Raw genomic sequence first — 13782 nt, 5'->3', positions numbered from 1 at the left:
GACACCGGTGGACAGGGCCAGACCAGCAACACCAAGCACACTACGACGCAGAATCGTGTTCATCAGGGGATGCTCCATTCGGGGGTCGACACCCACGCACGCCCGAAAAGGGGGATCAGGCGGCAAAGGGGTGCAAGCACCGTCCGGCGCTCAAAAGAACAAGAAGAGAAGAGGGGGTCGGCGACCGTGGGCCTCACCAGGGAGGCACACACATACGGCGCCGGGTCCAGATGTAACGACCGGCCGGCCACCACCATTCCCGGGGGGCTGACCCGGCTGGCATCCGCCATCGGCGGGGCACCTGCTCGGTCGTACACAGGGTGTAACGCCCCGACGCCCGCCGAGATTCCACCACCACCATGCCCCCGACCACACCCCAAGCAAACACAAACCCGTCATTGGGTGCAGTCGTTATGAACTATCCGGGTCGGCCCTTTCCGGCGGCAAATCACTCGAAAGGACCGACCCCTCCCCTGGAGATCGAGCGCGTCAGGCCCCGACCCTACGCAGCAAGCCTTCCTGCACCGCACTGGCGATCTGCTGGCCGTCCCGGGTGAACATGCGACCGGCTGCCAACCCGCGCGCTCCGGACGCCGACGGGCTCCAGCAGTCGTAGAGGAACCACTCGTCCGCGCGGAACGGCCGGTGGAACCAGAGCGCGTGATCAAGACTGGCGCCCACTACCCCGCCGGGTCCCCACACCTCTCCGTGCACCGACAGCACCGAATCCAGCAGGGTGAGGTCGGAGGCGTACGTCAGGGCGCAGGCGTGCAGCAGCGGATCGTCCGGGAGCTTGCCATCGATCCGCATCCACACCCGCTGATTCGGCTCAGCCGGACGGTCACCAGGACGCACCCAGCCCGGCTCGCCGACGTAGCGGACGTCGATTGGCCGGGGAATCAGCGCCCAGATACCCAGCCGCTCCGGGTAGCGGGCGAGCCGATCGGTCATCGTCGGCACCTCGTCCGGGCCCGGCACATCCGGCGGCGACGGCGCGTGGTGATCCAGCCCCTCTTCCTGGCGTTGAAAAGACGCCGACATGAAGAAGATCGGTTTATCGTGCTGAAGCGCCACCGACCGACGGACGGAGAAGGAACGACCGTCACGGACGCACTCGACCTGGTAGTCGATGGGCTCGCTCGGGTCGCCCGGTCGCACGAAATAGCCGTGTAGGGAGTGCACGAAGCGCTCCGGATCGACCGTCCGTCCGGCGGCGACCAGCGCCTGACCGGCGACCTGTCCCCCGTACACTCGCTGCGGGCCGACCTGCGGACTCATCCCCCGGAAGGCGCGCTCGCCGGTCGGGCTGAGGTCCAGCACCTCCAGCAGTTGATCGACTGCGGCCTGACCGACCACCGCACCAGGCTCGCTCACCGGGCCTCCCGTCGTGACCGCTGGGATCGCGGCTCCGGCTCGCTCCGCACGCTCACTGGAGCGCCCGGGCCGCAGCGAGGTCGACCAGCGACCCGAGCTGGTGTACGCGCAGGGTGTTGGTCGAGCCAGGGGTCCCGGGCGGGCTACCAGCGACGATCACGACGTAGTCGCCGGGGTTGGCCAGCCCAAGGCCGAGCATCGCCTCGTCAACCTGCCGGAACATGGCATCGGTGTGCTCAACGAAAGGCATCAGGAACGTCTGTACGCCCCAGGAGAGGGCGAGCTGGTTGCGCACCTCCGGCACCGGGGTGAACGCGAGCAGCGGCAGGTCGCAGTGCAGCCGGGAGAGTCGCCGGACGGTGTCGCCGGTCTGCGAGAAGGCCACCATGGCCTTGGCGTCGATCGCCCGCGCGATCGACGACGCGGCGATGGTGAGCGCACCCCCGTGGGTACGCGGATCGTGCTGGAGCCGCGGCACCCCGATCGAGCCCGCCTCCGTCGTCTCCACGATCTTTGCCATGGTACTCACGGTGAGCACCGGATACTTTCCGACGCTGGTCTCACCGGAGAGCATCACCGCGTCCGCGCCGTCGAGCACGGCGTTGGCCACATCGGAGGCTTCAGCACGGGTGGGCCGGGAGTTCTCAATCATGGAGTCGAGCATCTGGGTGGCGACGATGACCGGCTTGGCGTTCTCCCGGCAGAGCTGCACCGCGCGCTTCTGGACCAGGGGCACCTGGTCCAGCGGCATCTCCACGCCGAGGTCACCACGGGCCACCATGACCCCGTCGAAGGCCAGGACGATCGCCCCGAGCTGATCCACCGCCTCCGGCTTCTCCACCTTGGCCAGCACCGGCCGGTGCACGCCCTCCTCGGCCATGATGGCGTGGACCAGCTTGATGTCGTCGGCGGAGCGGACGAAAGAGAGTGCCACCAGGTCGGCACCGAGGCCGAGGGCGAACCGCAGGTCCTCGGTGTCTTTGTCCGAGAGCGCGGGGACACTGACCGCCACGTTTGGCAGTGACACACCCTTGTTGTTGGAGACCGGTCCGCCCTCGGTGACCAGGCAGCGGATGTCGTTGCCGGTGACATCGGTGACCTCGACCGCGACCCGGCCGTCGTCGATCAGCAGCCGGTCACCGGGCTTCACCTCCTGGGGAAGCTTGCGGTAGGTGCAGGCGACCCGGTCCCGGGTGCCGAGGATGTCATCACTGGTGATCACGACTGAATCACCGGTGCGCCACTCGTGCGGGCCGTCGGCAAACCGGCCAAGTCGGATCTTGGGACCCTGGAGATCAGCGAGAACCGCGACCGGCCTCCCCGCCGCCTCGGCCGCCTCCCGAACCAGCCGACAGACCGCCTCGTGATCTGCGTGGCTGCCGTGGCTGAAGTTGAGCCTCGCCACATCCATTCCGGCCTCAACAAGGCCACGAATGCGCTCTGGCGAGGAGGTGGCGGGGCCAAGTGTGCAAACGATCTTTGCGCGGCGTGTCACGCCCATCAGGCTAATCTCTCCTCCGGGCCGGACCGCGGGCCGACCCCTGTCGCAATGCGAACACGTTCTCCGACGTTGCGCGGCTGCACGGCCGGCAGTGGATAACCGCCGGGAACGTCGTGGGGGGGCGGGCGTCGGCGACCGCGCGCCCCGAGATCGTACCGCCCGCGGTAGGTCGGGCTGGAAGGCATGGGTGAACAGCGCGGAGACATTCGACCTCGGTCGCTGGTTTCCCGTCCCCCGCCCCCACTGCGACCAGGGAAGCACCCCCCGGGAGGGCCGAAGCAGTTTGGCGCGCGCCCTGGGAGACAGCCGGACCGCCCGACAAAGCCTGGTGGGGTGGTCGGCGTGCCGACCGCCCCACCAGGAACGCGCCTAGCCGGCCCAGCAGTTGGGGCGGATCGACTCGTCGCGCAGCGCCTGCCGAATCACCGTGTAGGTGGTCCCGTCCAGCGCCAGCCCAAGGTGCCCGACCAGCCGCAGCGGACACCAGGACTGGATCAGCACGTTGCTCGCCCCGTCAGCCAGCGCGGCGTTGCCCACCGGCCGCACCAACTGGTCCTGCCAGGTTCGGATCGTGGTGTAGCTGACCGAGCCGGGGGTGTCGTCACCGGCGTTGAGGTCGGCGAGGAAGTCCGAGCCGATCGTCATCTGCTGACAGGCCACCACGCCAGCACAGCTGCCGAGCCCGAGGAAGGCGATGATGTTGGCCACGTACGTCCCGTACTGCGGGCTGCCGAGGCTGACGTACCGACCGACGGCTCCGGTGCCACCGAGTCGCTTCAGGTAGTAGCGGGCCACCAAGCCCCCCTCGGAGTGCCCCACCAAATCCACGCGGCTGGCACCGGTGCTGGCGCGAACCTCATCGACGTAGTCGGCGAAAGCGCGGGCCGAGGTCGGGATATCGCCGAAGCCCAGCCCCGGCAGTTCATAGATGAAGGGGCGGAAGCCGTCGGCGTCCAGACGCGCGGCGAGCGGCCTGTAGGCGAAGGCGAAGCCGCTTAACCCGCCAACGATGATCACGGGGTTGTCGGCTACGTCAGCCGGGCCGGCTGCGCCGGAACTGCTGGCCGAGGCGGGGTGGTTGGACGTTTGCTCCGCCGTAGTTCCGGCGGGTGCTGCGCTGGCGGCGCCCCCCGGGACGGCGGGTGCTGCGCTGGCGGCGACGCCCGGGACGGCGACAGTGGCGCCGAGCGCGAACGCGAGCACGATGGCGGTCTTTCGAAGCAACATGGCTGCACCTCCATGAGGGTGGTGGGTGCGGTGCGTCCGATCGACCGGTGCGAACGATGATGCGGGCAGAAATTCTTATTCGTCAATGCCTGGCTACCTCCCAGTAACCTGTTGTTCCACCAATGGCACACTCCGGCGGTCTGGACAAAGACCCCGTAAGGGAAAGCAACTCGCGGAAACACCGCACCACGGCGCAGACACAACCCGTCCAGGAGAGAGAGTTGCTATACGTAGACCTGTAGTAGAGGTGCTATCTTCCAGAGTATGACTACAGTCGAATGGTCGGAGGCGGTCGAGGCCCCCCGAAATCCCGACGATCACCTGGTCCTCGACGTTCGAAACCTACGCATGCGCTACGGCACCGTGGACGTGCTGAACGGCATCGACCTCACCGCCCAGCGCGGTGAAGTGATCGCGCTGCTCGGGCCGAACGGCGCCGGCAAGACCACCACCATCGAGATCCTTGAGGGATTCCGGCTGCCCTCAGCCGGCTTGGTCCGGGTGCTCGGCGTTGATCCCGCCCGCGGCGACGAGCGGTGGCGCGCCCAGATCGGCGTAGTGCTCCAATCCTGGCGTGACCACGGCCGGTGGCGGGTGCGGGACCTCCTCTCCCACATCGGCGAGTACTACGCGCCGTACGCGACCGACCAGATCCAGCGCCCATGGCCGGTGGACGACCTGCTGGCGGCCGTCGGGCTGACCGCACATGCCAACGCTCGGGTGTCCCGGCTCTCCGGCGGGCAACGGCGGCGACTCGACGTGGCGGTCGGCATCGTAGGCCGGCCGGGGCTGCTCTTCCTGGACGAGCCGACGGTCGGCCTCGACCCGGCGGCCCGACGCGAGTTCCACGAGCTCGTGCACCGCCTCGCCGACCTGGACCACACCACCATTCTGCTGTCCACCCACGATCTGGCCGAGGCGGAGAAGCTCGCCGACCTGATCATCATCCTGGCCAACGGCCGGATCATCGCCCAGGGCTCGCCGGACCAGCTCTCCCGCCGGCTGACCACCGATGCGGAGATCCGCTGGACCTGCGATGGCCAACGCCACGTGCACGCCACCATGGACGCCACCGGCTTCCTGCGCGACCTGCTCCGCGAACACGGCGACCGGGTGCAGGAACTGGAAGTACGCCGCGCCAACCTGGAGGACGCGTACCTGGCCCTGGTGCACGAGGAAGAGACCGGAATCCGTACCGGCCGGGCCGAGCGGGTGTGGCAGCAGCAGGAGGAGAACCGATGAACCCAAAGACCACCGCGCTCCGGGCCGGCCTACGGCGCGGCGGGATCGAGTTGCGCAGCACCTTCACCAACGGCCAGGATCTGTGGAACTACTTCTTCCCCACGGTCGTGCTGCTGGTCGCCGTCTTCTTCATGCGTGGGGCGACCGTGCCCGGCACCGACTTCTCCCTCGGTGCTCGGACCCTGCCCAGCGCGCTGGGCATGGGCCTACTCTTTGGCGGGCTGCTCGGGTTGGCCCAGCACCTCGTCGTGGATCGGGAGGACGGCACCCTGCTGCGGGCCAAGGCCATTCCAAACGGGATGCTCGGCTACCTGGTCGGCAAGCTGGTGCTGGTCTCGTCGGTCTCGATGATCGGCCTGGCCATCCAACTGACCCCCGGGATGTTCTTCCTGGACGGGCTCCGGCTGGGCGACCCCAGCGCCTGGCTCACCCTGGCCTGGGCGGTGCCGCTCGGGCTGGTGGCGACGCTCCCGCTGGGCGCGATGCTCGGCTCTCTGATCGAGAACCCGCGCAACATGGGGCTGGTGGTACTGCCGGTGATGGGCCTCATCGCTGTCTCCGGCATCTTCTACCCGATCAGCGGCCTGCCCGGCTGGCTCCAGGGTGCCGCCCAGGTCTTCCCGCTCTACTGGCTAGGCTTGGGCATGCGCTCCGCGCTGCTTCCGGCCGACCTGGCGGCGGTCGAGATCGGCGGATCCTGGCGCCATCTGGAGATGGTTGCCGTCCTCGGGGCGTGGGCGGTGCTCGGACTCGTACTGGCACCGGTGCTGATGCGCCGGATGGCCCGCCGGGAGTCCGGCTCGCGCGTCGCGGCCCGACGGGAGCAGGCCATGCAGCGGGTCGGATGAGAGGGCATCGATGAGCGAGACCGTGCACAACCGGATCGCGGTACTGCGCGCCGAACGGGGCATCTCCCGACGGCAGCTCGCCGACGCGCTCGGAGTGCACTACCAGACCATCGGCTACCTGGAGCGGGGGGAGTTTCGGCCCAGCCTGCACCTGGCGCTGCGAATCGCCGCCTACTTCGAGGTGCCGGTCGAGGTGGTCTTCTCGATCGAACCGTTTCCCCGCATCGGCGATGCCGCCGTCGGGAACCGTGGCCCAGCATGAACCAGAGGCGGCGGCCAGCACCGCCGCCGTCCGCACCTGCCCCCCACGGCCGGCCGGCAGTCCACCAGGGACCGCCGGCCGCCGGGCTGAGTCAGTCAGCGCCAGGACAGGGCAGCCGAACGCCAAGACGGGGCAGCCGAACGCCAGGACGGGTCAGCCGGTGACGGCGTTCAGCGCCGGCAGGTAGCCGTCGCGGTAGCCCTCGTCGTTGGGGTGATACGCCTCGATAAGCCTGGTGACATCGTTGATCCAGGGCTCGTCGCCGCAGACGCCGTGGCCGGCGAAGTAGGAACGAGGGTCAGCGAAGGTGGCACCGGCCGCGGCGGCGCGGCCGGCGGTGATGCTGGTGAGGAGGTCAGCGGCCTCGTTGAGCTGCTGCCGCTTGGTGGCGCTCATCCCGAACAGGCCACACCAGCCGGTCTCGAAGAGGCGCGGGTAGCCGAGCACGATCAGCCGGGCGTTCGGCGCCCGGTCCCGGATCGCCGCGTAGGTGGCGTCCAGCCGGCCAGGCAAGGTGGTCTGGGCGAAGTCCCGGGCCTCGTCAATGGCCTCCGTGCAGGCCGAGGTGCTGCCGAACCGGCAGGTGAGCATCACGCTCGCGAAGCCGGCGTCGTTACCACCGATGGTGACGGTCACCATCGTGGTGCTCGCGCTGAGCGTGTCGACCTGGCTGTCGATGACATCGGCGGTGACCGCTCCACCACAGGCCGGGAACTGGAAGCTGGTCACCGCATTCGCCGCAGCCCAGCGCGGGGCGTAGGACTTCTGACTGCGCAGGCAGCTGGACCCGTCATACGGGCCGGCACCGACGCCGCTGGAGTACGAGTCGCCGAGCGCGACGTAGTTGATGGTCGCGGCCTGCGCGGCGCTGGGAACCAGTACTGCGCCGACGACGGCGACGCAGAGGGCGACCAGCGCCGCCAGGGCGCGGGCGGGTGCACGGGGTGGCATGTGGACCTCCACAGGGCCGGTGGTGGTGGAGCCCAGAGACCGCGCGCGTGGCCAGGGTAGGAGTTGTTACTAGCTGGTAATACTACCGAAGCAATTCATCAAAGTGAATACGTTGCACCACCGGCCGCCCTCAGCCCCGGCCGCCCCTCAGCTGGCCAGCGGCCGCGCGTCCGAGTTCACCGGCGCCGGCAGCGAACCGCGCCCGTCCAGGTACGAATGGATGGCGGCAGCGGCGGCCCGGCCCTCGGCGATCGCCCACACGATCAACGACGCGCCCCGGTGCATGTCCCCGGCGACGAAGACGCCGTCCACGTCGGTCTGCCAGTCCGAACGGGCCGCTACCGCGCCCCGTTCGTTGCGGGACACCCCGAGTTGCTCAAGCAGCGGCTGCGGCTCGGTGCCATCGAAACCAATCGCAAGCAGCACCAGTTCGGCCGGCAGCTCCCGCTCGGTGCCCGGCACCGGGGTGACGACCCGCCGGCCAGCACTCTTCTCCACCGTCACCTCGGCGACCCGGACCGCCCGCACCGCACCGCTGCCGTCGTCCACGAACTCCTGCACGGCGACGGCGAAGACCCGCTCCCCGCCCTCCTCGTGCGCCGGGTACTCGCGCAGGATCCACGGCCAGGTTGGCCACGGATCCCGCGCCTCGTCCCGCTCCCGGGACGGCTGCGGGTAGAGGTCGAGCTGGTACACCGCAGCGGCACCCTGCCGGTGGGCGACGCCGAGGCAGTCCGCGCCGGTATCTCCGCCACCGATGATGACGACGTTCCGGCCGGCCGCATCGATCGGCGTGCCATCCGGTAGCACCGCGGCGGCCGGCGGATTCGCCCCCGCGGCGGCGACCACCCGGTTTGCCGCGACGAGGTGCCCCATCGCCTGGTGCACACCGCGCAGCGATCGCCCGGGGGTTGCCGGGGTATCCCGGCTGGCCAGGGCGCCGCAGGCGAGCAGCACCGCGTCGTGCTCGGCCCGCAGCTGCTCGGCGGTCACGTCGACACCGACCTCCACCCCCGTGCGGAAGCGCACCCCCTCGGCGGCGAGCTGCGCCAGCCGCCGGTCGATGTGGTGCTTCTCCAGCTTGAAATCCGGGATGCCGTACCGCAGCAGGCCGCCGAGGGCGTCGTCCCGCTCGTACACGGTGACCGCATGCCCGGCCCGGGCCAGCTGCTGCGCGGCGGCGAGCCCGGCGGGCCCGGAGCCGACCACCGCCACCGAACGGCCACTGGCCGGCGGCACCGGCCAGGGCCGCAGCCCGCCACGGGCTGCGGCGGCATCGGCGATCTCCACCTCGACCTGTTTGATCGTGACCGGCTGCTGGCCGCCGAGGCCAAGTACGCAGGCCGCCTCGCAAGGTGCCGGGCAGAGCCGACCGGTGAACTCCGGGAAGTTGTTGGTGGCGTGCAGCGTCTCCACCGCGGCGTCCCAACTACCGGTGCGGACCAGGTCGTTCCAGTCCGGGATGCGATTGCCCAGCGGGCAGCCATCGTGGCAGAACGGAATGCCGCAGTCCATACAGCGGGTGGCCTGCTCCCGGATCAGCTCCTCACCTGCCGGTGGGTAGACCTCCCGCCAGTCCCTGATCCGCACCGGCACGGGCCGGCGGGCGGGGAGCTGCCGGTCGTAGCGCAGGAAACCAAACGAATCAGGCACGAGCTACCTCCTGGACGGCCACCCGCGCGACGGGCGACACCGGCGTGGACGGTGCGGACGACGCGGGCTGCGCTGCCGGCGCCGCCAGGGCGCTCATCACCGCGTCGTCCACGTCGTAGCCGGCGGCTTCGGCAGCCCGCATGATCTCCAGCACCCGGCGATAGTCCCGGGGCACCACGGCGGTGAACTCCTCCACCGCCTCCGACCAACGCTTGAGCAAGTCCTCGGCGACCGCCGAGTCGGTCTCGGTGTAGTGCCGCTGGACCAGGTCGTAGAGGGTTGCCTGCTCCTGCTCGCTCAGAGGCGTCAGGTCCACCAACTCCGTGTTGACCCGGCGACGATCCAGCCGCCACACGAACGCGGTCCCACCGGACATCCCGGCCGCGAAGTTCCGCCCCGTCGGCCCCAACACCACGACGGTACCGCCGGTCATGTACTCGCAGCCGTGATCACCGACGCCCTCGACGACAGCAGCCGCCCCGGAGTTTCGTACCGCGAACCGCTCCCCCGCCCGACCGCGAAGGAAGACCTCACCTGCCGTGGCACCGTAGAGGATGGTGTTGCCGGCGATGATCTGATCCTCCGCCCGCCGGCCCGGCACGGCCTCGGCGTTGACGAAGGGCGCGGCCCGATCCGGTCGGAGCACCAGCCGCCCCCCGGAGAGCCCCTTGCCGACGTAGTCGTTGGCGTCGCCGTACAGGCGCAGGGTGACCCCGGACGGCAGGAACGCACCGAACGACTGCCCGACGGTGCCGTGCAGGTCGAACTCGATCGTGTCGGTGGGCAAGCCGGCCCCGCCGTGGCGACGGACCACCTCACCACCGAGCATCGCGCCGACGCTGCGGTGCTCGTTACGCACCGGCACCAGCGTCCGCACCCGGGTGCCGGAACGCAGCGCCGGCTCGGCCAGCGCGATCAGCTCGTTGTCCAACGCCAGCCCGAGACCGTGGTCCTGGGCGCGCACGCCCCGCCGAGCGGTCTCCTCCGGTAGCTCCGGCAGGCGCAGGACGGGGCTCAGGTCGATACCGGCCGCCTTCCAGTGATCAACCGCGGGGGCGACGTCGAGCAGTTCGGTCCGGCCGATCGCCTCATCGATCGAACGCAGACCCAGCTCGGCGAGGTACCCACGGACCTCCTCGGCGAGGAAGAGGAAGAAGTTCTCCACGAACTCCGGCCGGCCAGTGAACCGCTCGCGCAGCACTGGGTTCTGGGTGGCGATGCCGACCGGGCAGGTGTCCAGATGGCAGACGCGCATCATCACGCAGCCCTCGACGATCAGCGGGGCGGTGGCGAAGCCGAACTCCTCCGCCCCGAGCAGGGCCGCGACCAGCACGTCCCGACCGGTCTTGAGCTGACCATCAACCTGCACGGTGACCCGGTCCCGGAGCTTGTTGAGCAGCAGGGTCTGCTGCGCCTCGGCCAGGCCCAGCTCCCATGGGGTGCCCGCGTGCTTGAGCGAGTTCAGCGGGGACGCACCGGTGCCGCCATCGTGCCCGGAGATGAGGATGACATCGGCCTTCAGCTTCGCCACACCCGCCGCCACCGTACCCACCCCGACCTCACTGACCAGCTTGACGTGCACCCGTGCCGCCGGGTTGACGCACTTGAGGTCGTGCACGAGCTGGGCCAGGTCCTCGATGGAGTAGATGTCGTGGTGTGGTGGCGGAGAGATCAGACCGACCCCCGGCGTGGCGTGGCGAGTCCGGGCGATCCACGGCCAGACCTTGTTGCCCGGAAGTTGGCCGCCCTCGCCGGGCTTGGCACCCTGCGCCATCTTGATCTGCAGGTCATCGGCGTTCACGAGGTACTCGGTGGTGACCCCGAACCGACCGCTGGCGATCTGCTTGACGGCGGAGCGGCGGGTCGGATCGTGCAGTCGCTCGACATCCTCACCGCCCTCGCCGGTGTTGGACTTGCCGCCGAGCCGATTCATCGCGATCGCGAGGGTTTCGTGGGCCTCCACCGAGATCGACCCGTAGGACATGGCGCCGGTAGCGAAACGCCGAACGATCTCGCTGGCCGGCTCGACCTCCTCGATCGGCACCGGCGGCCGCACTCCGGTACGCAGCGTGAACCGACCCCGTAGTGCACCCCCCTGGGCGGCCAACGCGTCAACCTTCGAGGTGTACGCCCGGAAGACGTCGTACTGCCGGCTACGGGTGGCGTGCTGGAGCAGGAAGACGGTCTCTGGATTGAACAGGTGCAGCTCGCCCTCACGCCGCCACTGGTACTCGCCGCCGACATCCAGCCGGTCGGTCGTCGCCGTCCCCGGCTCCGGCCAGGCATGGGCGTGTCGAGCGGCGACCTCAACGTGGATTCCGTCCAGGTCAACCCCGCCGATCTTGCTGGGAGTACCCCGGAAATACCGCTCGATCAGCTGGCTGTCCAGCCCAACCGCCTCGAAGACCTGGGCGCCGCAGTACGACGACACGGTCGAGATGCCCATCTTGGACATGATCTTCAGTACGCCCTTGCCGAGCGCCTTGACGTAGTTGCGGACCGCGGTGCCCGGCTCGACGCCGACCAACGCGCCGGTCGAGATCATGTCTTCCACCGACTCGAACGCCAGGTACGGGTTGACCGCCGCCGCGCCGTACCCGACCAGCACGGCCGCGTGGTGCACCTCCCGGCAGTCACCGGACTCCACGATCAGCGCCACCTGGGTCCGGGTCTGTTCCCGAACCAGATGCTGGTGCACCGCCGCGGTGAGCAGCAACGACGGGATCGGGGCGAGGTCGGCGTTGGAGTCCCGGTCGGAGAGAACGAGGATGCGCACGCCATCCTCGATGGCCTCGGAGACGTGCCGACAGATCTCGGTCAGCCGCGCCCGGATGCCCGCGCCGCCCTCCCGGATCCGGTACAGGCCGGAAACCCGGACCGCCTTGAATCCGGGGAGGTTCCCGTCCTCGTCGATGGAGAGGATCTTCGCCAGCTCGTCGTTGTCGATCACCGGATAGGGGACAACGAGCTGCCGGCAGCTCGCCGCCCCCGGGTCGAGCAGGTTGCCCTCCGGCCCGATCGTGGACTGGAGGCTGGTCACCAGCTCCTCCCGGATGGCGTCCAGCGGCGGGTTTGTGACCTGGGCGAAGAGCTGGTGGAAGTAGTCGTAGAGCAGCCGGGGTCGGGTGGACAGCGGGGAGATCGGGGTGTCCGTTCCCATCGAGCCGATCGGCTCGGCGCCGACCCGCGCCATCGGCGCGAGGAGAATCTTCAACTCCTCGTCGGTGTAGCCGAACGCCTGTTGCCGACGACGTACCGAGTCGTGGGTGTAGACGATGTGCTCCCGGGCCGGCAGGTCGGTCAGCTCGATGAGGCCGGCGTGGAGCCACTCCTCATACGGCTGGGCCGCTGCCAGCTGGGCCTTGATCTCGTCGTCGTGCACGATCCGGCCGCCCACGGTGTCCACCAGGAACATCCGACCGGGCTGCAGGCGCCCCTTGGCGACCACGGTGGCCGGATCCAGGTCCAGCACACCCGCCTCGCTGCCAAGCACGACCAGCCCGTCGGAGGTCTGCCACCAGCGGCCGGGACGTAGGCCGTTGCGGTCCAGCACCGCCCCGACAATCTCGCCATCGGTGAACGCCACCGACGCCGGCCCGTCCCAGGGTTCCATCAGGCTGGCGTGGAACCGATAGAAGGCCCGTTGGTCAGCGGGCATGTCCGGGTCGTTCTCCCAGGCCTCCGGGATCATCATCAACACCGCATGCGGCAGGCTTCGTCCCGCCAGGTGCAGCAGTTCCAGGACCTCGTCGAAGTTGGCGGAATCGGACGCCCCCGGCGTGCAGACCGGGAAGATCCGACGAATGTTGCCGGGCAGCGCCGCACCGGCTCCACCGGCGAGCATCGACTCTCTCGCCTGCATCCAGTTCCGGTTGCCACGGATGGTGTTGATCTCGCCGTTGTGGGCGATGAACCGGAACGGGTGTGCCAGGGGCCAGGACGGGAAGGTGTTCGTGGAGAACCGGGAGTGCACCAGCGCGATGGCGCTACGCATCCGCTCGTCGGTCAGCTCCGGGTAGAACTCCGGCAGCTGGTCCGGGGTGAGCATGCCCTTCCAGACCATCGTGCGGCCGGAGAGCGACGGAAAGTACGCCGGCACGCCGCGCTCCGCCGACTCCCGCTCGGCCTGCTTGCGGACGCAGTACGCCACCCGCTCCAGCTCGATGCCGGTCAACCGGGAACCAGCCGGGCTCGTCGCCGAGTCGGTGAGCCGGTGTGCGGTGACGAAGAGCTGCCGGACCCGGGGCATCGCGGCGAGCGCCGTCGCGCCCAGGCCCGCCGGATCCACCGGCACGTCCCGCCACCCGAGCAGGTCGGCGCCCTCGACCAACGCGTACTTCTCCACCACCCGGCGGGCCCGGAGCTCGGCCTCGTCATCGTCGGGCAGGAAGACCAGGCCGGTCGCGTACTCACCGATCGGGGGCAGTGGGAAGTCCACCACCGCCCGCAGCAGCGCGTCCGGCACCTGGATCAGGATGCCCGCGCCGTCGCCGGTGTTCGGCTCCGCACCCCGGGCGCCCCGATGGTCGAGCCGGCGCAGGGCGGCGAGCCCGTTCGCCACCACCCCGTGCGACCGGCGGCCGTGCAGGTCCGCCACGAACGCCACCCCGCACGCATCACGTTCGTACGCGGGGTCGTAGAGCCCGGCGGTGGACCCGATCGGGCCGGAGTGCGGGACATGCTGTGGGATGCGGTGCGGGTACGGAGCGGCCACCCGGGCCTCC

At 69.7% G+C, this 13782-nt stretch carries 9 protein-coding genes; 3 read left to right on the top strand and 6 right to left on the bottom strand.

Translation table 11 applies throughout. From position 1 onward, the window contains the following. Positions 1-489: 489 nt before the first annotated feature. The 3 genes from B116_RS0103045 to B116_RS0103035 form a co-directional block, all read right to left on the bottom strand. Positions 490-1374 (bottom strand): acyl-CoA thioesterase, encoded by an 885-nt coding sequence (locus B116_RS0103045; protein WP_018721580.1) that lies wholly within the window; start codon positions 1372-1374, stop codon positions 490-492. 52 nt (positions 1375-1426) lie between these two features. Then, positions 1427-2875 (bottom strand): pyruvate kinase, encoded by a 1449-nt coding sequence (gene pyk / locus B116_RS0103040; protein ID WP_026321585.1) that lies wholly within the window; start codon positions 2873-2875, stop codon positions 1427-1429. 369 nt (positions 2876-3244) lie between these two features. Next, the gene (locus B116_RS0103035) at positions 3245-4102 is read right to left on the bottom strand and encodes an esterase/lipase family protein (protein ID WP_027659177.1); all 858 of its coding nucleotides are present in this window, start codon (positions 4100-4102) and stop codon (positions 3245-3247) included. 264 nt (positions 4103-4366) lie between these two features. Here B116_RS0103035 and B116_RS0103030 point away from each other — a divergent pair, with 264 nt between their 5' ends. Genes B116_RS0103030 through B116_RS0103020 form a run of 3 tightly spaced genes read left to right on the top strand, consistent with a single transcriptional unit; the run spans position 4367 to position 6454 of the window. Next, a complete protein-coding gene (locus B116_RS0103030; RefSeq protein WP_018721577.1) occupies positions 4367-5344 on the top strand; it encodes an ABC transporter ATP-binding protein in 978 nt (325 codons plus the stop codon). Continuing rightward, positions 5341-6192, top strand: a complete 852-nt coding sequence (locus tag B116_RS0103025) for an ABC transporter permease (protein ID WP_018721576.1) — start codon at positions 5341-5343, stop codon at positions 6190-6192. Before B116_RS0103030 ends, B116_RS0103025 begins: the two co-directional genes overlap by 4 nt. A 10-nt stretch (positions 6193-6202) precedes the next feature. Next, a complete protein-coding gene (locus B116_RS0103020; protein ID WP_018721575.1) occupies positions 6203-6454 on the top strand; it encodes a helix-turn-helix transcriptional regulator in 252 nt (83 codons plus the stop codon). A gap of 153 nt (positions 6455-6607) precedes the next feature. Here the strand turns inward: B116_RS0103020 and B116_RS0103015 are convergent, their stop codons facing one another. The 3 genes from B116_RS0103015 to gltB all read right to left on the bottom strand — a co-directional run bounded on the left by B116_RS0103015 (position 6608) and on the right by gltB (position 13772). Then, entirely contained in the window at positions 6608-7405 is a 798-nt protein-coding gene (locus B116_RS0103015) for an SGNH/GDSL hydrolase family protein (protein WP_027659176.1), read from the bottom strand. Between the two features lie 147 nt (positions 7406-7552). Beyond that, positions 7553-9058, bottom strand: a complete 1506-nt coding sequence (locus tag B116_RS0103010) for a glutamate synthase subunit beta (RefSeq protein ID WP_027659175.1) — start codon at positions 9056-9058, stop codon at positions 7553-7555. Beyond that, positions 9051-13772, bottom strand: a complete 4722-nt coding sequence (gltB, locus tag B116_RS0103005) for a glutamate synthase large subunit (protein WP_027659174.1) — start codon at positions 13770-13772, stop codon at positions 9051-9053. Before gltB ends, B116_RS0103010 begins: the two co-directional genes overlap by 8 nt. Positions 13773-13782: the final 10 nt, after the last annotated feature.

Source organism: Salinispora fenicalii, assembly GCF_000514815.1.
GTDB classification, from domain to species: domain Bacteria; phylum Actinomycetota; class Actinomycetes; order Mycobacteriales; family Micromonosporaceae; genus Micromonospora; species Micromonospora fenicalii.
Note: the sequence above shows the minus strand (reverse complement) of the source record. Positions and strands in the feature narration are given on the sequence as shown.